Here is a 23,228-nt window from a genome sequence, read left to right as displayed (position 1 = left end):
GGTTTTATGGGCGGTGGCCGGTTTGAACTGAAAAAAATGCAGGCAATAAAAAACCGCCTTAGTAGGGCGGTTTTTTATTGCAAACCCAATTATTCACTGGGCTGCGACTTCAAAGATGCATTGACCTGCATTCAAAGGCCCACGTGTTCCGGTAAGTGCGCTGGAGGAAAGGCCTGACTTTAGGAGGGCCGAGTCTGTCGACGTTTGCACGACGTACGTGGAACCTCGTAGTGAATACCCTGCGTGTCTACCACGTGTGGGTATTTCTGCGGGACAGCTTCGATGACCTGTAAGGTCTGAGAACTGGAGCCGCCTCGGTTTAAGCCGAGGCGGCTTTTTGGTTTTCGGGGCTGTCAGTTCAAACCTGAGTGACGGCCTTCTTGCGACTCGCCATCGCTGTTACCGCATAACCAATACACGCCGCCAATATCGAACCGGTCAAAATCCCCATGCGGTCCTCACCCGCGAACTCACTGGCACCCGGCACGAATGCCAGCGAGCCCACAAACAAACTCATGGTGAAGCCGATGCCGCACAGGATCGCCACACCAAACACCTGACCCCAGTTTGCGCCGTTGGGCAGGGCAGCGATGCCGGTCTTGATGGCCAGCCAAGTGAGCCCGAACACACCAACGGTCTTGCCGATCAACAGGCCCGTGGCGATGCCCATAGGCACATGGTGAGTGAAGCTTTCCAGGCTGACACCCGTCAGCGAGACACCGGCGTTGGCGAAGGCGAACAGCGGCAGGATAGCGTAGGCCACCCACGGGTGCAGGGCGCGCTCCAGCGTGAGCAATGGCGACGACTCGGCGTTCTTGGTGCGCATCGGGATGCAGAATGCCAGCGTTACACCGGCGAGCGTCGCGTGCACGCCGCTCTTGAGTACACACACCCACAGGATCAGGCCAATAATCAGATACGGTCCGAGTTTGATAACACCCAAGCGGTTCATCGCAATCAAGGCGATCAAGCAGGCACCTGCACCTGCCAGGGCGGCACCGGACAGGTCGGCGGAATAGAAAATGGCGATCACGATGATCGCGCCCAGGTCGTCAATAATCGCTAGGGTCATCAGGAACAGCTTCAGCGACACCGGCACACGTTTGCCAAGCAGCGCCAGCACGCCGAGGGCGAAGGCAATGTCGGTGGCCATCGGGATCGCCCAACCCGAAAGGGCCTCGGGATAGTCCTTGTTGATCGCCCAGTAGATCAGCGCTGGCACCACCATGCCGCCGATGGCCGCTGCGCCGGGCAGCACCACTTGCGAGGGCTTGGACAGGTGGCCGTCGAGCAGCTCGCGCTTGACCTCAAGGCCGATCAGCAGGAAGAACAAGGCCATCAGGCCATCGTTGATCCAAAGCAAGGCGGGCTTGGCGATTTTCAATGCGCCAATCTGCGCCACTACCGGTACGTCGAGAAACGCGCTGTACAGGTGCGACAAAGGCGAATTATTGATGATCAGGGCCAGGGCGGCTGCCGCGATCAACATCAGACCGCTGGCGGCTTCCAGCTGGAAGAAACGGGTGAAAGTGCTACGCAGAGGCAAGGGACGCTCTCCAATCCAAGTTCAATAGGTGGGTACCCTAACCCGTACCGTTAGCTGTTAAAACAAAATTTATATTCTTATTCGTTATAAACGGCGGTTCGCGATGACGTTACGTCGAACCCTCGCAATTGTGTCCTCAATTGAGCCAGTACTGTACCTGTGTGGTGTGTAGGAAACCCCCTAAAATCAGGGCTTACACCTTCAGAGAAACTCTCCATGAGCGACCAACGTCCCTGGGCCCGCGAAGCCATTCGTATCATTGAAGCAGACTTCCAGCGCAGCGCCGACACGCACCTGATTCCCTTGCCATTGCCGGGGTTGCCGGGTATCGAGTTGTACTTCAAGGACGAGTCCAGCCACCCCACGGGCAGCCTCAAGCATCGGCTGGCTCGCTCGCTGTTCCTGTATGCGCTGTGCAACGGCTGGCTCAAGCCTGGCGCGCCGGTGATCGAAGCGTCCAGCGGGTCGACGGCGATTTCCGAAGCTTACTTCGCCCGTCTGCTCGGCTTGCCATTTATTGCGGTGATGCCGGCCACCACCTCCCAGGAAAAAATCGCGCAGATTGCTTTCTACGGCGGTAAAAGCCACCTGGTACAGGACCCGACGCAGATCTACGCGGAGTCCGAGCGCCTGGCACTGGAAAGCGGTGGTCATTTCATGGACCAGTTCACCTACGCCGAGCGCGCCACCGACTGGCGTGCGAACAACAACATCGCCGAGTCGATCTTCCAGCAGATGCGTTTTGAGCAGCATCCGGAACCGAGCTGGCTGATCTCCAGCCCCGGCACTGGCGGCACCACAGCAACTCTCGGCCGTTATGTGCGCTATCGCCAGCATTGCACCCGTGTGTTGTGTGCTGATGCCGAGCGCTCCGTGTTCTTTGATTTCTATCAGAGTGGCGACGCGAGTTTGCGCCTGGACTGTGGCTCGCGCATCGAAGGGATTGGTCGGCCTCGGGTCGAGGCATCCTTTTTGCCAAAGGTGATTGATGCGATGGTCAAGGTGCCGGATGCGCTCTCGCTGGCGGCCATGCATTACCTTGCTGCACGGCTTGGACGGCGGGTCGGCGGTTCCAGCGGGACCAACCTGATTGGCGCGCTGGTGGCGGCCCAGCAGATGAAAGCGGCGGGGGAGTCGGGCTCGATCGTGGCGATCTTGTGTGATGGGGGGGAGCGGTATGCCACCACCTATTACGATCAGGCGTGGCTGGCGGGGCAGGGCTATGAATTGGGCGGGCTGATTGCGGCCGTTGCGGCCAGTGTGGAGCGGGGTCAGCCGTTACCGGACAGCATCCTGCGCGCAAATATCTAAGTCGCAGCGGCAAGTTGTAAGCTCCAAGCTACAAGAAAAAGCAGGTCACCTATCCGCTTTTAGCTTGCAGCTTGAGGCTTACAACTCGAAGCTTCAGCCCTGGCTGCCCAACATATCCCGCGCCAACGCCTCGGCAATCCGAATCCCATCCACACCCGCCGACAGAATCCCCCCGGCATAACCGGCGCCTTCACCGGCCGGGAACAGGCCTTTTACGTTCAAGCTCTGCATCGATTCGTTACGGGTTATCCGCAGCGGCGACGAGGTGCGCGTCTCGATACCGGTCAACACCGCGTCGTGCAGCGAATAGCCCTTGATCTGTTTCTCGAACGCTGGCAACGCTTCGCGGATCGCCTCGATGGCGAAGTCCGGCAACGCCAGGGCCAGGTCACCGAGAGCAACGCCAGGCTTGTAGGAGGGTTGCACACTGCCGATAGCGGTAGACGGCTTGCCGGCGATGAAATCGCCCACCAATTGCGCCGGGGCCTCGTAGTTGCTGCCGCCGAGAATGTAGGCGTGGGATTCCAGCCGTTCCTGCAACTCGATACCCGCCAGCGGGCCACCTGGGTAATCCACTTCAGGCGTGATGCCGACCACGATGCCGGAGTTGGCATTACGCTCGTTACGCGAGTACTGGCTCATGCCGTTGGTGACGACGCGGCCTGGCTCGGAGGTCGCAGCAACCACGGTACCGCCTGGGCACATGCAGAAGCTGTAGACCGAGCGGCCGTTCTTGGCGTGGTACACCAGCTTGTAGTCGGCGGCGCCGAGTTTTGGGTGCCCGGCGTATTTGCCCAGGCGCGCAGCGTCGATCAGCGACTGCGGGTGTTCAATACGGAAGCCCACCGAGAACGGCTTGGCTTCCATGTAAACCCCACGGCCGTGGAGCATGCGGAAGGTATCGCGTGCGCTGTGGCCGAGGGCCAGGATCACATGCCTGGATGGGATCTGCTCGCCGCCATCGACGACCACGCCGTTCAACTGACCGTCTTCGATCAGCACGTCGGTAACCCGCTGCTCGAAGCGCACTTCACCGCCCAGGGCGATGATCTGTTCGCGCATGTTCTCCACCACGCCGGTCAGGCGGAACGTACCGATATGCGGCTTGCTGACGTAGAGAATTTCTTCCGGCGCACCGGCCTTGACGAACTCGTGCAGGACTTTGCGGCCGTGGAATTTCGAGTCCTTGATCTGGCTGTATAGCTTGCCATCGGAAAAGGTCCCGGCGCCGCCTTCACCGAATTGCACGTTGGATTCGGGGTTGAGCACATTTTTGCGCCACAGGCCCCAGGTGTCCTTGGTGCGCTGGCGCACTTCCTTGCCGCGTTCGAGGATGATCGGCTTGAAGCCCATCTGCGCCAGCAACAGCCCGGCGAAAATGCCGCACGGGCCAAAGCCTACGACGATTGGACGTTCTGTCAGGCCTTCCGGCGCCTGGCCGACCACTGTGTAGCTGACATCCGGCGCCGGGTTGACGTTGCGGTCATCGGCGAACTTGAGCAACAGCGCCGCTTCGCCCTTCACGTTCAAGTCGATGGTGTAGATGAAACACAGCTCCGACGATTTCTTGCGGGCGTCGTAGCTGCGCTTGAACAGGGTGAAATCGAGCAGGTCATCACTGGCGATGCCCAGGCGCTGCACGATGGCGGGCCGCAGGTCTTCTTCGGGATGGTCGATAGGCAGCTTGAGTTCGGTGATTCGTAACATGACAGGATCCGGTAGGCGGCGGGCTGATTGGCCGGCTGTTTTGCAAACCGGCGATTATAAGCCCCAATGGCCGATTCCCGTCATGTTAAAACAACGCAGTGCCGAGTCAGTCGTCGCGCGAGCCGCCAAACGAGGCGCAACCGCGCTGTACCTGACCGTTGACGCGCAACTCGGCGGTCATGTGTTGCAGGCTGCCGCTCACGCTGTCGATGCAACGTTGCGGGGCCACCCACAGTTCGACGTGCTGGTTGTTGGCTTCAGTCATCAGGTTGAAGCGGCCGTCACCGATCTGCTCTTCCACATAAGGCACTGCCAGTGGCGGCTGGCCTTCGCGTTCCAGCACCATGCCCTTGGCCGTCACGTTCATTGCCCAGGCCGGCTTGTGGCCGTTGGCGCGCAGGATCATGCGCTTGAAGTCCGGATCGTCGCAGGCCGAGGTCGAACGTTCGACACGATACAGCTGTTGCAGGTCCACGCTGCCTTGGGTGCCGCTGGCAACCCCCGAGAACTTGCCGCGCAGGTCGGCAAACAACGCGCCTTGCTGGCCGGCCAGGGAGGCCGCTTCCTGCAGGATGCTGGTGCCGCCGGTGTCGTTGACCACGTAGTTGCGTTTGTCGTTGCAGGGCTGGAACAGCAGTTTGTCGCCGACCGCCGTGAGTTCGCCCTGCATACGGGTCAGCCCGGCGAGAGACGGCTTGGCCGGGTCGCTGTCGAACATCTGGCAGGCGGCGAACAGGGGAAGCAAGGCAAGTAGAGTTAGGGTATGGGCGGCGCGCATTATCGGTCTCCAGACAAGTGCCGCCACGTTACGCACGCCGGCGTTGCACCACAACCCCGGCTGCCAGATTCAGTCAAATCTGACAGGTATCCGATTCAACCCACCATAAAGGTCTGACCTGTCTGTAAACCTTCAACACTTTTTGCGTAGGCCAGCGCCACGTCGGCGGCTGGAGCTGGTTTGTAGCCGCGCAAATATGGCGCGTAACTGTCCATGGCTTCCAGCAGGACCGTCGGGCTCACGGCGTTGATGCGCAGGCCGCGCGGCAATTCAATTGCCGTCGCTTTGACAAAGGCGTCAATGGCGCCGTTGACCAGCGCAGCCGAGGCGCCGGTGCGGATGGGGTCGCGATTCAGAATGCCACTGGTGAAGGTAAACGAGGCGCCATCGTTTGCGTATTCACGACCGATCAACAGCAGGTTGACCTGGCCCATCAGCTTGTCACGCAGGCCCAGCTCGAAATCGCTTTCGCTCATGTCGCCCAGCGCGACGAAGTTCACGCTGCCGGCTGCGCAGACCAGGGCATCGAATGTGCCGGTCTGCTCGAACAGAGCGGATAAACGCACTAATGGGCAACCTTTTGCAGCCGGTGCGGCACTGCTGCCCCAGGCTCAGGCATTGGTGGTGCAGGTGGATCGCGCCCGTCAGGCGTTGGCCCGGCTAAAGGACGATCTGGCCGGGCCGGTGCGTATGACGGTTCCGGTCTCCTTGGGCGAAACCTTCTTTGATGGCTTGTTGCTGGAGTTTTCCAAACAGTACCCGCAGGTGCAGATCGAGCTGGAGCTCAACAACAGTTACCGGGACCTGGCGCGGGATGGCTTTGACTTGGGGGTACGCTCAGGCGCGATTGAAAACGAGCGCCTGGTGGTCAAGCCTCTGCTGGCCTGGCATGAAATGACCTGCGCCAGCCCGGCGTACCTTGAGAGGCATGGCGAGCCGGAGACACCGGCCGACTTGGCCGCCCACACCTGCCTGCTCAACAGCCACTACAGCGGCCGTGAAGAGTGGTTGTACCACCAGCAGCACGAACTGCTGCGGGTGCGGGTGAGCGGTACCTTTGCCTCCAATCACTACAACTTGTTGAAAAAGGCTGCGTTAGTGGGCGCTGGTATCGCACGCTTGCCGTCCTACGTTCTGCCCGCAGAATTGGCTGACGGCCGCTTGCGCTGGCTCCTGCGTGATTATCAGACGCGAAGCATGCCGATGTACCTCGTGCATCCCTTTCAGGGCGGCCTGCCGCGTCGCACCCAGGTGCTGGCTGACTACTTGGTGGACGGGTTCAAGCGCAGCGGCGAGGCCCTCGACCGACTCTAAGCGTAGCGACGCGCGATCAAGTGATCGATGGACAGGCGCCCCGGTCCTTTGGCTACGAGTATCAACAGCAGCGCAATCCAGGTGCCATGAGTCGGGTAGGCGTCCGGGTAGACGAACAGCTGAATCACCAGGGTCATGCCGATCAGGGCCAAGGCCGAGAAGCGCGTAGCGAGGCCTACCAGGATCAACACCGGGAAGAAGTGCTCGGCAAACGCCGCCATATGCGCCGCCACCTCCGGTGATAGCAGCGGCACGTGGTATTCGCTGCGAAACAACGGCAATGTCGAGGCGGCCAGTTTCGGTTCGCCCAGTTGGAAGGTGCCGCTGACCAAATCAATGACGAATCCTTCGACCTTGGTTTGCCCGGATTTCCAGAACACGGCGGCAATCGAAAAACGCGCGACAAAGGCAATCAGGCTGTAAGGGATTTGTTCGAAAAGCGCGATGACCCGATTGATCAGGCCTGATGGACGAGTGCTCATGGCGATACCTTTTGTTCTAGATGCAAATGAGTAATGGCGTTGTGGCTGATCAGCAGCGTCAGGCATTGGTGCAGGTCGAACTCGGCCGCTGCGTCAAGCGCATGCTCCACGGCTTTTTCCAAGGCATTGCCATGGGCCAGGCTGTTGATAAACGCCACTGAGCCACTGTCGGTAGCAAATACCCTGACCACCAGCCCCTGACGTACTACCAGCGCACTCTGGGCGTGCCAGGGATTGAGGGTGGCCAGGCCGCCTTCGGTCTGGTGCGCGGCCCATACCGCCACCACCGCGTAGGCAGAATTCAAGGTGGCAAGGGATGGATGCAGTTGCAGGCGCAATTTCCCCAGGTCTGTTTGGCTTTGCAGTGCTTGAAGAACAGTCGGTTGGTCGAGTGGCTGGGTGTCCGCCGCGTGATAGGCGCGCACACGCAGTCGTTCCAAGCGCGCCATATCGGCCAGGTAGGGCACGCTGGCGGCTGGCTCAAAGTCCTGGATAAATGCGGCGAGCGCACTGCCGTACTCGCTGATCAGCGGGCTGGTGGGTGGGCAAGCCCGGATAAACAGGCCGGCCATCGCACGGAAGAAGTCCTCGCCCACCAATTGCAATGTCACGGGGTAGGCTGTTGCGAGTGCGTTGATCAACGAACTGTGCACATTGTTGCGATACACCGCAAAACGGCTGGCCGGGTCGGCACCGTTGCTGCTGAACAGGCCATTGGGGCATGCCTGGTCCGGCGCCAGCAGCGCTGCGGCAAACTCCTCATGAAGGCTCATGGGCTCACCTGCGACAGATGCAGTTCGGCCTGTTGAGCCTCAGCCAGCAATACGCTGAACGCCGGCACTTGGTTGTCCCGTTCGATCAGCGTGGCTATCGGGCCTACGTGCGCCAATACTTTTTCGTAGAGCTGCCACACGGCGTTGTCGATAGGTGCGCCGTGATCGTCGATCAACAAGCGATCACCGAGGCTGTCAGTGTCTTCGGCAAAACCGGCCAGATGAATCTCGCCCACCGCATGCATCGGCAGGCCGTCGATGTAGGCAACCGGATCGCGTTGATGGTTGATGCACGACACATAGACGTTATTCACGTCCAGCAGCAAACCGCAGCCAGTACGGCGGATGATCTCACTGATGAAGTCGGTCTCATCCAGGGTTGAGCGCTGGAATTGCAGGTAAGTCGACGGGTTCTCCAGCAGCATTGGCCGCTTGAGGGTATTTTGCACGTGGTCAATGTGTTCGCACACCCGTTGCAGGGTCGCGCTGTCATAGGCCAGGGGCAGCAAGTCATTGAGAAACACCGGGCCGTGGCTTGACCAGGCCAGGTGTTCAGAAAAAGAGTGGGGTTGATAGCGTTCGATCAGCGTTGCCAACCGCGCCAGGTGCTCACGGTCCGGCGGGCCTTCTCCGCCGATGGACAGGCCTACGCCGTGCAATGACAGCGGGTACTGTTCGCGGATCAACCCCAGGTAGTGATGAAACGGGCCGCCGTCCACCATGTAGTTTTCGGCGTGCACTTCAAAAAAACCGATGTCGGGTGAGGTCTCCAGCACTGCAGTGAAGTGCTCATGCTTGAGCCCCAGCCCGACCCGGCGTGGGAGGCCGGGCGCCTGAGCCTGGGAGACGGCTTGCAGGGATGAAAGAGTCATCATCAGTACTCAGGTTTTATGAGGTTCAGGACTTGGCGGTGAAGGCCGCTTCCTGGCCGAAACCGGTCGGCGAGGTGGAGCTTGGGGTTTTGAGGCAGGTGCCGGCTGGAACCAGTTTCCAGGCGTTGGCCTGGTCCTTGGTTTTCGAGGTGCCGGCGCAGGAAGTGCCAGCGCCTGCGGCGCAATCGTTCTTGCCGGCTTCGGCGACACCGAAGCACTTTTGCATGTCGTCGGCGGCGTGGGCGGTGGTGGTCAGGGCAGACAGGCTCAGCGCGGAACCGAGGGCCAGGACGAGGGTGGCAGCGGACAGTTTGGTGGTCATGGTGTATCTCCAGTAGGGTGGGTTGGCGGGCTTGAATGCCTGCTTGTAGCACTAGAGAGAGGGCCGTGGGGTTCGTTACAAATCAGCCGAAAATAGTTTCAAACAACGTAATTCCAGGGATCACACAAAGCAAATGTGGGAGCGGCGATGCGACTTGCTCGCACTGCCGCTCCCACATTTTTGATCCGGTTCATCCAGCAACCGTTTTTTAACCGCCGAGGTAGGCCTCGCGCACCTTCGGATCGGTCAACAACTGCTCGCCCGTACCCTGCATCACCACCCGGCCGTTTTCCAGCACGTAGGCCCGGTCAGCAATCTTCAGGGCCTGGTTGGCGTTCTGCTCCACCAGGAACACCGTCACACCGTCCTTGCGCAGTTGTTCGATGATGTCGAAGATCTGCTGGATGATGATCGGCGCCAGGCCAAGCGAAGGTTCGTCCAGCAGCAACAGCTTGGGCTTGCTCATCAGCGCCCGGCCGATGGCGAGCATTTGCTGCTCGCCGCCGGACATGGTGCCGCCGCGCTGGCTGAAGCGTTCCTTGAGTCGTGGGAACAGGTGCAGCACCTTGTCCATCTGCTCCTGGTAGTCGCCCTTGTCGGTGAAGAACCCGCCCATCGCGAGGTTCTCTTCCACGGTCAGGCGGGCAAACACCCGACGGCCTTCCGGCACCACGGCAATGCTCTTGCGCATGATCTCGGAAGAGGCCTGGCCCACCAGTTCCTCACCCATGTAGCGGATGCTGCCGCTGTGAGCCTGGGGCGAACCGCACAGGGTCATCAGCAGCGTGGATTTACCGGCACCGTTGGCGCCGATCAGCGTAACGATCTCGCCTTGGCGCACTTCCACGTTGACGCTGTGCAGGGCCTGGATCTTGCCGTAGAAAGTGGAAACGTTTTCGAATTGCAGCATTTTACGCTTCCCCCAAATAGGCTTTGATCACTTCAGGATTGTCGCGGATCTGCTCCGGCGTGCCGTTGGCCAACGGCGTGCCCTGGTTGATCACCACGATGTGGTCGGAAATGCTCATGACCAGTTTCATGTCGTGTTCGATCAACAGCACGGTGGCGTTGTTTTCTTCACGCAACACGCTGATCAGCGCCTTGAGGTCTTCGGTTTCCTTGGGGTTCAGACCCGCGGCCGGTTCGTCGAGCATCAGGATCCGCGGGCGGGTCATCATGCAGCGGGCGATTTCCAGGCGACGTTGCTGGCCATAAGCCAAGGTGCCGGCAGGGCGGTTGGCAAACTCGGTGAGGTTGACCTTGTCCAGCCAGTACTCGGCGTATTCCATGGCCTCGCTCTCGCTTTTGCGGAACGCCGGGGTCTTGAACAAGCCTGCGAAGAAGTTGGTGTTCAGGTGACGGTGCTGGGCAATCAGCAGGTTTTCGACCGCCGTCATGTCCTTGAACAACCGCACGTTCTGGAAGGTCCGCACCACGCCCTTGCGGGCGATCTCGTGACCGGCCAAACCCTGGATCGGCTGACCATCCAGCAGGATGCTGCCACCACTCGGCTTGTAGAAACCGGTGAGGCAGTTGAACACCGTGGTCTTGCCGGCGCCGTTCGGGCCTATCAGCGCCACAACCTGTTTCTCTTTCACGGTCAGGGCCACGCCGTTGACCGCCAGCAAGCCGCCGAAGCGCATGCTCAGATTTTCGACTTTCAGGATCTCGCGGCTCATTTGCGCAGCTCCATGTGTGGACGTTGCATGGGCAGCAGGCCTTGAGGACGCCAGATCATCATCAGCACCATCATGGCGCCGAACATCAACATGCGGTATTCGCTGAACTCACGCATCATTTCCGGCAGCAGGATCATCACGATCGCCGCCAGGATCACGCCCAGTTGCGAGCCCATGCCACCCAGTACCACGATGGCGAGGATGATCGCCGACTCGATAAAGGTGAACGACTCCGGCGTCACCAGACCTTGGCGAGCGGCGAAGAAGCTGCCGGCGAAACCGGCGAATGTTGCCCCGAGGGTGAAGGCCGAAAGCTTGATGATTGTCGGGTTCATGCCCAGTGCACGGCAGGCAATTTCATCTTCGCGCAGTGCTTCCCACGCGCGGCCGATCGGCATGCGCAGCAGGCGGTTGATCACGAACAGTGCGGCCAGTGCCAGCAACAGCGCCACCAGGTACAGGAACACCACTTTGCTCACCGGGTTGTAGTCGATCCCGAAGTATTCGTGGAAGGTCTGCATGCCCTCGGCTGCGGTGCGGTCGAACGACAGCCCGAAGAAGGTGGGCTTGGGGATGCTGCTGATGCCGTTGGGGCCGCCGGTAATACCGGTGAGGTTACGCAGGAACAGACGGATGATTTCACCGAAGCCCAGGGTCACGATCGCCAGGTAGTCACCGCGCAAACGCAGCACCGGGAAGCCCAGCAGGAAGCCGAACGTCGCCGCCGCCATGCCCGCCAACGGCAGGCAGATCCAGAAGCCCCAACCCAGGTAGTGCGAGAGCAGCGCGTAGGTGTAGGCACCCACTGCGTAAAAGCCCACATAACCCAGGTCGAGCAGGCCGGCCAGGCCCACCACGATGTTCAGGCCAAGGCCCAGCAACACGTAGATCAGGATCAGGGTGGCGATGTCGACCGCGCCGCGCGAGCCAAAGAACGGCCAGATCAACGCGGCCACGATCAGGCCGATGATGATGTAGCGCTGGGTGCGTGGAAGGGTCAGGAATTGACTGACCTTAGGCGACACCAACGGACCACGGTTGCCCTTGAGCAAGGCGCTGACCTGCTGGGTGAACAGCACGCGCAGGAACATCAGTACCGAACACAGGGCGATGATGGTGAGGGTCACGGGACCGGTGCCATGCACTTCCAGGTTGATGCCGACAATGCTCAGCTTGAGGCCGAGTACCGGAAAGGCCACTGCCCATACCAGCAAAGCGCTGAAAAACGCCGATTTAAGATATTTGCTCATACTTTCTCAACCTCCGGACGGCCCAGGATGCCGGTCGGACGGAACAACAGGACCAGAACCAACAGGCTGAACGCTACGACGTCCTTGTACTGGTCGCCGAAGATATCGGCACCAAAGGCTTCGGCCACACCCAGCACCAGGCCACCGAGCATGGCGCCCGGAATGCTGCCGATGCCGCCCAATACCGCTGCGGTAAAGGCTTTGAGACCTACCAGGAAACCGGCGTTGGGGTTGATCACGCCGTACTGCATGCTCAGCAGCACGGCCGCGACGGCCGCCAATGCGGCGCCGATCACGAAGGTCAGGGCGATGATGTTGTTGGTGTTGATGCCCAACAGGTTGGCCATCTTGATGTCTTCGGCACAGGCCCGGCAGGCGCGCCCCAGACGGGAACGGGAGATGAACAGGGTCAGGCCCAGCATGGCCACCAGGGTGACGACGAAGACCAGGACCTGCATGTACGAAATCAGCACTTCTTGTGCGCCGCCTGGGCCGAAGGAGAAGCTCCCCGGGATCAGGTTGGGAATGGACTTGTCCTTGGAGTCCTGGGACAGCAATACGGTGTTCTGCAGGAAAATCGACATGCCGATAGCAGAAATCAGCGGGATCAAACGGTTGCTGCCACGCAAGGGACGGTAGGCAACGCGCTCGATACTGTAGCCATAGGCACTGGTCACGATGATCGACGCCAGGAACGCGGCGGTCATCAACAGCGGCAGGGAGTGGATACCCAGCATGGCCAGCCCGGCAAGGGCGATGAAGGCCACGTAGGAACCAATCATGTACACCTCGCCATGGGCGAAGTTAATCATTCCAATGATGCCGTAAACCATTGTGTAGCCAATGGCTATCAAGGCATAGGTGCTGCCAACGGTCATGCCGTTAACCAGCGTTTGGAAAAAATGATAGATCTCAGGCATTACAGCGCTCCTAAAAACCCGATACGCATTTCACTGGTGGAGTCATTTCCGGCCCGTGCCCTGTTCTGTGAGCAGGTTGCACAAAGCGTTTGCCAGCGAACCGCTGGTGACGGTTTTAAGATTTTCAGGTGAGCCAGCACCCGGATCGCGAGTGACAGGCCCATAAACCTCGTAAAACAAAGCCCACTGCTCTCACAGTGGGCTTGTTGGACCAGTAACGCCTGGCTTACTGAGGGGAAACTTCGGTTTTTGGTTTACCGAAGTGCCATTCGTAGACCACGAATTTGAAGTCCTTCAGGTCGCCCTTGGCGTCAAACGTCAGCTCGCCGGTAGGGGTCTTGAAAGTGCCTGCGTGGATGGCTGCAGCCACTTTGGCAGTGTCTTCAGATTTCGCGGCAGCGATACCGCCGGCGATGACTTCAACGGCCGAGTAGGCCGGGAACACGAACGGACCGGTTGGGTCCTGCTTGTTCTTGGCGAACTCTTCAACGATTGCCTTGTTGGCCGGATCGGTGTCGAAAGACTTCGGCAGGGTGACCAGCAGGCCTTCGGAAGCGCCCTGGGCGATTTGCGAGATGGAGTCGTTACCGACACCTTCAGGGCCCATGAACTTGGCGTTCACGCCTTTTTCCTTGGCTTGGCGCAGGATCAGGCCCAGCTCAGGGTGGTAACCGCCGTAGTAGACGAAGTCGACGTTGGCTTGCTTGAGCTTCTGGATGAGGGAACCGAAGTCTTTGTCGCCAGCGTTGATGCCTTCAAAGAGGGCAACCTTGACGCCTTTTTTCTCGAGAGTCTGTTTAACGGCGGTAGCGATGCCTTCACCGTATTGCTGTTTGTCGTGAATCACAGCAACGACTTTCGGCTTCACGTGGTCGGCAATGTAGTTGCCAGCCGCAGGCCCCTGAGCGCTGTCCAGGCCGATAGTGCGGAAGATCAGCTTGTAGCCACGGGCAGTGATTTCCGGGCTGGTAGCCGCCGGGGTAATCATGATCACGCCTTCGTCTTCATAGATGTCGGAAGCGGGCTGAGTGGAGCTGGAGCAGAGGTGGCCGACCACGAACTTGACGCCGTCGTTGACCACTTTGTTGGCTACGGCAACGGCTTGTTTAGGATCGCAAGCGTCGTCGTATTCCTTGGCTTCGAGCATTTTGCCATCGACGCCGCCTTTGGCGTTGATGTCGGCGATGGCTTGCTTGGCACCCATGAATTGCATGTCGCCGTATTGCGTCACTGGGCCGGTTTTAGGGCCCGCAATACCTATCTTGATGGTATCGGCTGCGAACGAATGGCCGGCAACCCCAGCCAGGACCATAGCGGCAAACAGTTTGGAAATCTGCTTAGTAGCCTTATTCATAGTGCTCCACTCTTACTGTTGTATTTTTTATAGTTCTAGCGGCCTTGTGAGCTGCAGAACCGGATCAGATATCTCGGATATCCCCCCGGCAGTGCCCTGGCAACTGTACCGGTACAGTGTAGAGCGCCGGTTGATCGCTTGAAAAGCTGGCTGCTGGGGGCAAAACCCGGGCGTGTCGCATAAATGAAAGAAAAAGACAGAATTGCGGCGGGGTGATGCCAGAGTTGCGGGCAATCCTTGGCTTTCCTGACACTTTCAATCGGTAACTCATTTGCAACTGGGTTTTTCTACCTGATGCGTGACGTTATGATTGCGCCGATTTTTTCTTCAGGTGAAGTCCCATGACGCAAGAACCTAGCACCCTCTATGCCAAGCTGCTCGGCGAAACCGCCGAAATATCCTGGAAGGAGCTTGAACCGTTCTTTGCCAAGGGTGCCCTATTGTGGGTCGATGCCGGCCTGGATTTGATAGAGGCCGCCGAAGGCATGGCCGAAGATAACCGCGACAAAGTCGCTGCCTGGCTGGCTGCCGGGAGCCTTGGCGAAGTGTCTGCGACGCGGGCGCTGGACCTGGTGGAGCGTGATCCAGGCTTGTGGGCGGTGGTGGTTTCGCCTTGGATCCTGATCCAGGAAAGGGCAACGCCTAGAAGGTGAGCACTAAAACGGTGCGCGCTTTGCCCGTTTAAAAGTGTGTAGCGGGGTAACCGCTGGCGTCGTGATGGCATCTTGCCGTGAAGAAAGGTCACAGCGCAGGATGACGCGCACGTCATGGGAACAGTTTTCCAAAGGCCGAAACGGCTGCAGAATTGTTTCTCGGTGTGAACAAGTACCCGGCAGCGATGAGATCGCAGGGTAGAAAAGGGTGAAATCCGGTAGAGTTCGCCGCTTGTTATTTGGAGCTAGTCATGCTGTCAGCGCTGCCCCCTTCAGCGAAACCTTCGCACCAGTTGCTATACCTTATTTACGGTAAACAAGAGGTTTACCGGCGAGAGGCCAAGTTCAGCATTCTTACTGCCCTGGCGCAGCTCAAGCCTGGAGAGCCGCTTTGCATCCGGGTCATGACTGATCGGCCGCAGGACTTCACCGGCTGGCCGGTGGAGACCCTCGAGTTGGACGAGCAGACCCTGAGCCAATGGCAGGGCCACAACGGCTACCTCCATCGACGCAAGGCGTGTGCGATCGCCCAAGGGTTGACGTTGGCGGACAAAACCTTGTTCGTCGATACCGATACGCTGTTCCTGAAGTCGCCTCACCGTGTGTTCGAACTCATCGAGCCTGGCCAGTATGTGATGGACGAGTTTGAATACGACTGGAGCTACGTCTGCAAGCGCCCGGACTACCTCAAGCTGGGCAAGCACCTGCATGCCCATGGTGTGTCTGCCAGCAACAGCTTCAAGCTTTACAACAGTGGCCTGTGCGGTGTGTGTGACACCGATGCGCCGCTGCTCGAAGCCGCGATACGCTGGATCGACGAGTGGACCCAGGGATCCTTCGACATCCACACCATCGAGCAGGTCGCGATTTCCTTTGCGATGCGTGGCAAGACGGTGCGTGAGTCCAAGAAGTTGGTCCATCACTACTACGCCGAAAAGCGCTTCTTCCATGCCATGCAAGCGCACTTTTTCAGCCTTCATGGCGAGACCTTCGGGCCTGAACTGGTCGCGCGTTGCCTGGACGTGCCACAGGTCAAGCCCGTGCCATCAGCCTGGCAGCGGCTGCTGATTAAATGGAAGCTGCGCAATCAGCGTAAACATTTGAAAAGGGTCGGTCGCGACTTACTCTACGGCAGCGCGGCACCTGAGCACCCGTATTACGAGGTGTGCCGGCAGGGCTGGTGGGAGTCGGCTTCGCGTGAAATTCGCGGTTGGGATGAGGCTGAGCAGAAGAAGTTTTTCGGGACGCACGACACCGGTTGGCCGAAGCAACTGCCACGACCTGCCAAGGCTGCAGACGAACAAGCCATCGTCGATTACCTGCAACAACGAAGAGCCTAGTCAGGCAGCGACGGCGCCCAGCGGCGCCGTCGCAATGCCTCAGCCGGTCTTACCGGTGTGGTTATTCAGCGAAATAACCTTGGTCTTCCCGATCCGGTGACGATAAATCTCACGCAAGTACTTGATGGCCTTCTTCACGCAGTCCCGCGACAGGCGGATGTCATTGATCGACACGAACTTGTCTTTGTCGTTAATCAACTCGCGGTACTTCTTCTCATACATGGGCTTGATCGCGTACCAGTTGGTGTCGAGGATCTTCGCCGGGTTCTCGAACTCGTTGAGTAGCTCGTCGATACGGTCTTCGTCGAAGTCCTCGTGGATGATGAAGTCCAGGATCGAGTTGTCCAGGGTGTCATCGAAACGGTACGGGTTGCGCGCAAAGCAGCGTTTGATAAACGCCACGATCAGCGTCAGGAAGTCATCCGACAGGCACGGGCTTTTCGCGATCAGGGTGGTCAGCGACAAGTTGGCTGAGGCGCCGATCACCAAGGCGTAGCGCTTGAGGGTGGTGTTGGGGAACAGGCTGTTGAGGTGAGTCTTGAGCCGGTTCAGGTCCATGTAGGACAGCTTGTAGTCCTTGGGCAGGGACACGATCGAGACCACTGACGAGCAGTTCTTGAAGAAGTGCAGGTCATGCAGCGCCGCCGCGTCGTAGCCGGAGTTCTTGTACTGTTCCAGGGAGGCCTTGTAGCGTTTGGATTCGATCGGCAACAGGCTGATGCCTTCGATGGCCTGGGTGACCTTGTTGAAGTGCGGCAGGTCGATGGAGCGGAAGAACAGGTCGTCGATGTTCAGGCGCTGTGGCTCTTTCTCGAATACCTTGAATTTGTCATTCGACGGTGCCGGCGTTTCTGGAACCACGGACTCGGCGTAGGCAATCGCCACCGGGCCGGCCAGGCTCATGAACAGGTCGTTGGCATCCAGGCGAATGGTTTCGCCGATGTCGATGCCGGCGCGGCGGAAGTAGTTCTGGTCGTAGTCGGTGGTGACGGCCTGGGCCGTGAGGATGTTGAAGATCTGCTGGGAAATGTACTGGTTGGCGTGTTTTTCCATGGCATTGACGTCAATGTTCTGGATATTGCCGTCATCGCTCTCTTCGGCGTAGCGCATGATGTCGTTGGAGATCAGCATCATCGCGTTCCACGGCCGGATGCGGCCCTTCACACTGGCTTCGCTGCTGTCTTCGTTGTCGAAGTTGTAAGAGAAGTCCCATTCTTCCGACAGGTATTTGCACAGCAGTCGCCCGGCGTTGATGTGCAGCGCCTCGGACATTTCGCTGCGGTGGTCGGAGATATTGGGCAGCACGCAGATGCCGCTGGTGAAGATCGGCTCGAACACAAAGGCGTGGCCGCTTTTGCTGTCGTGCTCGTCGGCGGGCTTGGTGTCGAATGTCTTGTTCATGTACGAGTGTTGCTGGGCCAGACCGAATTCCGAGGCCATGCCCGAGCCGGTGCCGCCGCCGGCGCTGAAGATCGAGAAGTACAGGCGCGACTGGTTGGCCTTGATGCCGCAGGAGTCGATCAGGTACGAGTGGATCATCTTCCAGTCGGGGCTGGAAAAACGCTGGGTGTCTTTATTGAGGATGATCTTGGCCAGGTACTGGCCGAGGATCGGCGCGTTACCGGCGCCACCGGCATGGACTTCCGAGAGGTCCATGATTTTCATCTTGCTGTAGTCGCGCAGGAAGCCGCTTTTTTCGCCCTTGCGCGAGAAGCGGATGCGCCCGGCGATGTCCTTGTCCAGGTCGCCGAGCATCACCAGTGGTTCCACCAGGAACACCGGTTTGCTCGCCTTGCCGCTGCCCAGGCGCAGGTTGTTGCGGATCCACTGGGCCGGGCTGTAGCCCTTGTCCTGCGACTTGTCTTCGTTGCTGAACTCGTTCAAATAGAACTTGCGCGCGTTGTACACCAACTCCGCCACGTCCAGCGCAATGTTCGAACCGCAGCGGCCCAGGCCGATCAGGCACACCGAGGGGAATTCCTGCTCATTGCGCGGATCGCTGTCGCCTTCCTGGTGGGGCGGGCGCGGGAACACCATGTCGCGCAGGCCATCGAGGTTGTCGAGGATGCGGTCGGTATTGGTTTCGGTGAAGTACAGGTATTGCTGGGTGGCCAGCGGCCGGGCGGTGCTCAATGACTTTGAACCTGAGGGCGTGTCCGCAGGAGCTGGGAGCAACACGTCGGATACCACGGTGGCAGAGTTATTTTTAGAGGTCATTTTGCGCCATGTGCCTGGACGGATGGCTGAAACAAATCAAAGGGCCATCACGGAATGGGTGTTCGCGACTTTGCAGTGCGTCCTTGTCTTGGGCGAAGGGGGATAACCCTGGTTTCTCCAGGGAAAACCTGGCCGGACTCTGATGAATCGGCCGTTTGTCGGCGTTCTTTAGGCGAATGATGGCGAAATGCCAAATATTGGGCGTCAGCGAATTGGCCTGACGATGGACTTTGAGCCGCCGCGGCTTGAGGACGTTTCTTTCGGCGAGCCGTTGTCTTTGGTGCCCACCACGCTGCGCGGGTAGATCGGGTTACGCATGTTGATGCTCTGGATCACACCAATGATGTCACTGGCCGCCACTGCTGGGCTCAGCAGGTAACCCTGGACGAAATCGCAGTCATGCTTGAGCAGCAGCTCGAATTGCGCCTGGGTTTCGACGCCTTCAGTGATTACCTGCAAGTGCAGGGTGTGGGCCATGCCGATAATTGCCTGAACGATCTCGATATCCGTGGTGGACTTGGGAATATCCTGGATAAACGAGCGGTCGATCTTCAAGGTATTGAGCGGCAGGCGCTTGAGGTAGGCGAGGGACGAGTAGCCGGTGCCAAAGTCGTCGATGGCCAGTGACACGCCCAGCGCGCGAATTTGCCGCAGCAGCGTCAGGGTGCTGCTGATATTGCCCATCAGCGCATTTTCGGTGACTTCCAGCTCCAGGCGGTTGGCGGCGACGCCGCTGAAGCGCAGCGCATCTTCGATTTCATCCGCCAGCTCGTCACGGGCCAGGTTCAGGGCCGAGCAGTTCACCGACATCGTCAGTTCGGTATAGCCTCTGTCAGAAAGCATTCTTAGGTCATGACAGGCTTGGCGCAACACCCAGTGGTCCAACTCGGCAATCAGCCCATTGTTTTCGGCGATGCCGATAAACCGATCTGGCGCCAGCAGGCCGTGCTTTGGATGTTGCCAGCGTACGAGGGCCTCCAGCCGCGTAACTTTGCCCAGTTTCATGTCAAAGATCGGTTGATAGAACAGCACCAGTTGGTCGTGGGTGCGCAAAGCGCCGCGCAGTTCCTCTTCCAATTGCAGCTCGAGAAAGGCGCGAGTTTTCAGGTTGGAACTGAAGAAGTTCAGGTTGTTGCGCCCAGTGTCCTTGGACTGATACAGCGCCAGGTCGGCAGTTTTCAGCAGCTCCTCGCAGGTGAGGCCGTCATCGGGGAACAGGCTGATGCCGATGCTGGTGGTCATTACCATGCGTCGACCGGCCAGCTCGATGGGTTCTTTCATCTGTTGCATGATGCGCTGGGCCAGGTGCCGGGCTTCGTCGCGGTGGTGGATGCTGATCAGGATGCAGAACTCATCGCCGCCGAACCGCGCAACCACGTCGGCATGGCTGCGCACCGAGCCCTTGATATGCGCGGCCAGCACGGTGAGCAACTGGTCACCTGCGTCATGCCCGAGGCTGTCGTTGATGCGTTTGAAGTGGTCGATATCAAGAAAAATCACCGCCATCATGCCGTGGGAGGCGGTTTTTTCGGCAAGCTTCTCTGCAAAGATCTGATTGAAACCCCGGCGATTGAGCAGGCTGGTCAGGGCGTCGTAATGGGCCACTTGTTGCAATGAAGCGCGCGCCTGATCCAGTTCGCTGAGCAACGCATTGACCCGGCGCAGGTCGCGTTCCTTATGCTGCAGTTTCTTGTCGGCCAGGGCAGCACTGATGCTGCTGCCAATCACCAGGAGGGTGATGACCGCCACCGACAAGCCCAGCTGTATAGGGTTGTTACCCGAAGGCAATGAGAGGTCAGCCCCGGTGGGAACTATTAATTGCATCGCGGCCATGCCGGTAAAATGCATGCTCAGGATTCCCGCGCCCAATACCAGGCTGGCGGCGTATTTGAGCAGTTGATGAAACATGCCGGTGCCGGTGCGCAGGTAGCTCGACAGCAACAACGCAGCCAGGCTTGCGCCCATGGCGATGGCCACCGAGGCTATGAACAACTCTGTCTCAAAATACAGCTGGGCCTGGGAACGCATGGCCGACATGCCGACGTAATGCATCAAGGCGATGCTGACGCCCATCCATAGGGAGGCCAGCCCATACTGGTGCATCCGCAGGTGAGGATGGCTGAGGGTCTGCATGGCGATCAACGAGGCGGTCAGCGCGATGAGCAAGGACGCGAACGTCATCAACAGATCGTAGTGAATCGCGATAGGCGCCTGGAAGGCCAGCATGCTGATGAAGTGGGTGGACCATATCCCGCCAGCCAGGCAACTGGCGCCGAGCCAGCGCCAATGGCGCTGCGCGGTCGGGTCCTCGACATGACCTACGCGTTCAGCCATGTCGAGCGTGCCGAAGCCTGCCGCGCAAGCGACGAGGTAGGCCAACAGCACCAAAAAGGGGTTATGACTGCAATTGAGTAATAAATGCCCGCTTTCTGGAAGCCCGGTGAAAAAATGCAGACCCAGCCATTCCATAGCATGCCCCGTCATAGCGTCACGTCACTGCCTACGGCGATGACCTAATTAGGTCGAGTATAGAGGCCTTACGGAATTTGCCATGGGTGATGGCACTTTGCTCTGAATTATTTTGGCATCCTGCTCATAGCGTTTGATGCTAAGCGCTGATGGGCAGCGCCAATTCGAAGGGCGCTTGCAACGGCGCCAAGCCAAACGCGGCGCGTGCGGCATCGCAATCGACGTTCTGCACGCCCTGGCTCCACGACGCGTCAAACTCGCGGCAGGGGCTTGAGCGTTGCTCATAGATCGAGCAACTCGTCCCTTTACCCACTTCACCCTCAAGGCTGCAGCAGCGGACGGGCTTCTTGTCGGTACCGATCATCGCCACGCGCGTTGGGTTGATTTGCACCACCAGGTCGTCGGGCACCGTGCCCCCCGATGAGGCGCACTCTCCCCAGAAGAAAGACACACGAAAGTATGAACAGCAGGCACCGCAACTCAGACACGGACTGGCTTCGGACATGGGCGTCATCAATAGGATAAGAAGAGGGGGGACTACGGGAAGGCTCGCCATTCTATCCGTGCCATGGCGGTTGGGAAGGGGGCGCGGACTTATATTTTCGTAGCCAAAGTCCCGCAGCACCGGGTGAAATCATGCCCTATCAGCTTTACGAATCATTACAGACAACCGCCGCCCGCCTGACTATGTTGCAGGTACCGGGCAGGATGCAGCGGGCATCGCAGCTCTCATAACAATAAAAGAGACGGACCCATGCAGAACTCGACCCAAGCGGCGAATGCCTGGCGCATTCTGTTCCTGCTGTTCCTGGCCAATCTGTTCAACTTTTTCGACCGCACCATTCCGGCGATCATCATTGAGCCAATCCGTATGGAATGGCACCTGAGCGACTTCCAGCTCGGCATCATCGGCACCGCCTTCACCCTCGTCTACGCCATCGCCGGCTTGCCCCTGGGGCGTATGGCCGACACCGGCTCGCGCAGCAAGCTGATGGGGTGGGGCCTGTTCGCCTGGAGCGGGCTGACGGCGGTCAACGGCCTGGTCGGCAGTTTTTGGACGTTTTTGCTGGTGCGCATGGGCATCGGCATCGGCGAAGCCAGCTATGCGCCAGCGGCCAACTCGCTGATTGGCGACCTGTTCCCGGCGCACCGCCGCGCGCGGGCCATGGGCATTTTCATGCTGGGCTTGCCATTGGGGCTATTGCTGGCGTTTTTCACCATCGGTTGGATGGTCAAGGCGTTTGACAGCTGGCGCGCACCGTTCTTTATCGCGGCAGTGCCGGGGCTGATCCTTGCGGTGTTCATGTTCTATATCAAGGAGCCCAAGCGCGGCGCGGCGGAAACCGTGCAGGTTTCCCAGGAACGCGTCGATCGCCCGGTTCGCCGCGTGCTGGCGGTGCCCACCTTCCTGTGGCTGGTGCTGGCCGGGCTGTGCTTTAACTTTGCCACCTACGCCTGTAACTCGTTCCTGGTGCCGATGTTGCAGCGTTACTTCCTGATGCCGCTGCAAGACGCCGCCGTGGCCACCGGGGTGATCGTCGGCCTGACCGGCCTTGTGGGCCTGACCCTCGGCGGCTGGATCGCCGACAAGATCCATCAACGCGTTGCCAATGGCCGGCTGTTGTTCGCCGCGTTCAGCCTGATCATCTCCACCGTGACCACCGCCTGGGCGTTGCACGCCGGGCGCATCGAGATTGGCGTATTTGTGGCGTTGTTCAGTGTGGGCTGGTTGTTTGCCTATAACTTCTACACCTGCGTGTACACGGCGATTCAGGACGTGGTGGAACCGCGCCTGCGGGCCACGGCGATGGCGCTGTTTTTTGCAGGGTTGTACTTGCTGGGTGGGGGGATGGGGCCGATCGTCGTGGGTGGGCTTTCCGATCATTTTGCCCATTCGGCGATGTATGCGGCGGGGGCGGAACAGATGACGGAGGCCTATAAGGCGGTGGGGTTGCATGACGCCATGTACCTGATACCGGTGGCGCTGTTCTTGACCATGTTGTTTTTGTTTCAGGCGTCGCGCTGTTTTGTGCGGGATGCCAAGCGGATGAAAGAGGGGTTGGTGGCGGTGGAGGTGCCGGCTGCTGTGGCTACGGTTTGAGACCGAGTTGATCCTTTCGCGAGCAAGCCCGCATTTGGAATGCGTTCCCCTGTGGGAGCGGCGGTGCGACGCTTCGACTTGCTCGCGAAGAGGCCACACAGGCAACAATATGCTCAAGCGAATAAAAAAGGCCCGCATTG

19 protein-coding genes and 2 pseudogenes are annotated in these 23,228 nt (G+C 59.3%); 5 read left to right on the top strand and 16 right to left on the bottom strand.

Annotation, left to right across the window (positions count from 1 at the left end; genetic code table 11):
• Window positions 1–358: 358 nt before the first annotated feature.
• On the bottom strand, window positions 359–1,546 hold the full coding sequence (nhaA, locus tag AACY30_RS12530) for a Na+/H+ antiporter NhaA (RefSeq protein ID WP_339540403.1): 1,188 nt from the start codon (window positions 1,544–1,546) through the stop codon (window positions 359–361).
• A 216-nt stretch (window positions 1,547–1,762) separates the two neighbouring features.
• Between nhaA and AACY30_RS12525 the strand changes: the two genes are divergently transcribed.
• Window positions 1,763–2,857, top strand: coding sequence for a PLP-dependent cysteine synthase family protein (locus AACY30_RS12525; protein WP_339469509.1), 1,095 nt, complete (start codon window positions 1,763–1,765; stop codon window positions 2,855–2,857).
• Between the two features lie 93 nt (window positions 2,858–2,950).
• On the opposite strand, the gene AACY30_RS12520 is transcribed toward AACY30_RS12525, so the two are convergent.
• From AACY30_RS12520 to AACY30_RS12510, 3 genes and pseudogenes are all read right to left on the bottom strand, one after another.
• The gene (locus tag AACY30_RS12520) at window positions 2,951–4,564 is read right to left on the bottom strand and encodes an NAD(P)/FAD-dependent oxidoreductase (protein WP_339469511.1); all 1,614 of its coding nucleotides are present in this window, start codon (window positions 4,562–4,564) and stop codon (window positions 2,951–2,953) included.
• Window positions 4,565–4,670: 106 nt separating this feature from the next.
• A complete protein-coding gene (locus AACY30_RS12515) occupies window positions 4,671–5,342 on the bottom strand; it encodes a COG3650 family protein (RefSeq protein WP_339415031.1) in 672 nt (223 codons plus the stop codon).
• Window positions 5,343–5,437: 95 nt separating this feature from the next.
• Window positions 5,438–5,893 (bottom strand): annotated as a pseudogene (locus AACY30_RS12510) (short chain dehydrogenase); the annotation flags it as partial.
• Window positions 5,894–5,924: 31 nt separating this feature from the next.
• Here AACY30_RS12510 and AACY30_RS12505 point away from each other — a divergent pair.
• Window positions 5,925–6,656: pseudogene (locus AACY30_RS12505) on the top strand (substrate binding domain-containing protein); the annotation flags it as partial.
• Here the strand turns inward: AACY30_RS12505 and AACY30_RS12500 are convergent.
• The 9 genes from AACY30_RS12500 to AACY30_RS12460 form a co-directional block, all read right to left on the bottom strand.
• On the bottom strand, window positions 6,653–7,138 hold the full coding sequence (locus AACY30_RS12500) for a DoxX family protein (protein WP_339540402.1): 486 nt from the start codon (window positions 7,136–7,138) through the stop codon (window positions 6,653–6,655). The pseudogene AACY30_RS12505 and the gene AACY30_RS12500 overlap by 4 nt on opposite strands.
• Window positions 7,135–7,911, bottom strand: coding sequence for a DNA-binding domain-containing protein (locus tag AACY30_RS12495; RefSeq protein ID WP_339540401.1), 777 nt, complete (start codon window positions 7,909–7,911; stop codon window positions 7,135–7,137). The genes AACY30_RS12500 and AACY30_RS12495 overlap by 4 nt, the downstream gene beginning before the upstream one ends.
• Complete coding sequence (bufB, locus tag AACY30_RS12490) at window positions 7,908–8,786, bottom strand: MNIO family bufferin maturase (protein ID WP_339415026.1); 879 nt, start codon at window positions 8,784–8,786, stop codon at window positions 7,908–7,910. Before bufB ends, AACY30_RS12495 begins: the two co-directional genes overlap by 4 nt.
• 22 nt (window positions 8,787–8,808) lie before the next feature.
• Entirely contained in the window at window positions 8,809–9,105 is a 297-nt protein-coding gene (locus AACY30_RS12485; protein ID WP_012722651.1) for a BufA1 family periplasmic bufferin-type metallophore, read from the bottom strand.
• A gap of 208 nt (window positions 9,106–9,313) precedes the next feature.
• Window positions 9,314–10,015, bottom strand: coding sequence for an ATP-binding cassette domain-containing protein (locus AACY30_RS12480; protein ID WP_122540346.1), 702 nt, complete (start codon window positions 10,013–10,015; stop codon window positions 9,314–9,316).
• A 1-nt stretch (window position 10,016) separates the two neighbouring features.
• Window positions 10,017–10,784, bottom strand: coding sequence for a high-affinity branched-chain amino acid ABC transporter ATP-binding protein LivG (livG, locus tag AACY30_RS12475; RefSeq protein ID WP_339415024.1), 768 nt, complete (start codon window positions 10,782–10,784; stop codon window positions 10,017–10,019).
• A complete protein-coding gene (locus AACY30_RS12470) occupies window positions 10,781–12,034 on the bottom strand; it encodes a high-affinity branched-chain amino acid ABC transporter permease LivM (RefSeq protein ID WP_339469516.1) in 1,254 nt (417 codons plus the stop codon). Before AACY30_RS12470 ends, livG begins: the two co-directional genes overlap by 4 nt.
• Window positions 12,031–12,954, bottom strand: coding sequence for a high-affinity branched-chain amino acid ABC transporter permease LivH (livH, locus tag AACY30_RS12465; RefSeq protein ID WP_339469517.1), 924 nt, complete (start codon window positions 12,952–12,954; stop codon window positions 12,031–12,033). The genes AACY30_RS12470 and livH overlap by 4 nt, the downstream gene beginning before the upstream one ends.
• A gap of 226 nt (window positions 12,955–13,180) precedes the next feature.
• Window positions 13,181–14,308 (bottom strand): branched-chain amino acid ABC transporter substrate-binding protein, encoded by a 1,128-nt coding sequence (locus tag AACY30_RS12460; RefSeq protein WP_339415021.1) that lies wholly within the window; start codon window positions 14,306–14,308, stop codon window positions 13,181–13,183.
• Window positions 14,309–14,649: 341 nt separating this feature from the next.
• Here AACY30_RS12460 and AACY30_RS12455 point away from each other — a divergent pair, with 341 nt between their 5' ends.
• Window positions 14,650–14,961, top strand: a complete 312-nt coding sequence (locus AACY30_RS12455; RefSeq protein WP_339469518.1) for a DUF2288 domain-containing protein — start codon at window positions 14,650–14,652, stop codon at window positions 14,959–14,961.
• A gap of 251 nt (window positions 14,962–15,212) precedes the next feature.
• A complete protein-coding gene (locus AACY30_RS12450; protein ID WP_339469519.1) occupies window positions 15,213–16,301 on the top strand; it encodes a hypothetical protein in 1,089 nt (362 codons plus the stop codon).
• Between the two features lie 39 nt (window positions 16,302–16,340).
• On the opposite strand, the gene AACY30_RS12445 is transcribed toward AACY30_RS12450, so the two are convergent.
• The 3 genes from AACY30_RS12445 to AACY30_RS12435 all read right to left on the bottom strand — a co-directional run bounded on the left by AACY30_RS12445 (window position 16,341) and on the right by AACY30_RS12435 (window position 21,492).
• Window positions 16,341–18,518, bottom strand: a complete 2,178-nt coding sequence (locus AACY30_RS12445; protein WP_339469520.1) for a hypothetical protein — start codon at window positions 18,516–18,518, stop codon at window positions 16,341–16,343.
• A 204-nt stretch (window positions 18,519–18,722) separates the two neighbouring features.
• Window positions 18,723–20,987, bottom strand: a complete 2,265-nt coding sequence (locus tag AACY30_RS12440; protein ID WP_339469522.1) for a putative bifunctional diguanylate cyclase/phosphodiesterase — start codon at window positions 20,985–20,987, stop codon at window positions 18,723–18,725.
• Window positions 20,988–21,126: 139 nt separating this feature from the next.
• Window positions 21,127–21,492 (bottom strand): YkgJ family cysteine cluster protein, encoded by a 366-nt coding sequence (locus AACY30_RS12435; protein ID WP_339469523.1) that lies wholly within the window; start codon window positions 21,490–21,492, stop codon window positions 21,127–21,129.
• A gap of 249 nt (window positions 21,493–21,741) precedes the next feature.
• On the opposite strand from AACY30_RS12435, the gene AACY30_RS12430 reads away from it, so the two are divergent.
• Entirely contained in the window at window positions 21,742–23,088 is a 1,347-nt protein-coding gene (locus tag AACY30_RS12430) for a spinster family MFS transporter (RefSeq protein ID WP_339469525.1), read from the top strand.
• The last annotated feature ends 140 nt before the right edge of the window (window positions 23,089–23,228 follow it).

Source organism: Pseudomonas sp. RA_5y_Pfl1_P24, assembly GCF_963970945.1.
Taxonomy (GTDB): domain Bacteria; phylum Pseudomonadota; class Gammaproteobacteria; order Pseudomonadales; family Pseudomonadaceae; genus Aquipseudomonas; species Aquipseudomonas tritici.
Note: the sequence above shows the minus strand (reverse complement) of the source record. Positions and strands in the feature narration are given on the sequence as shown.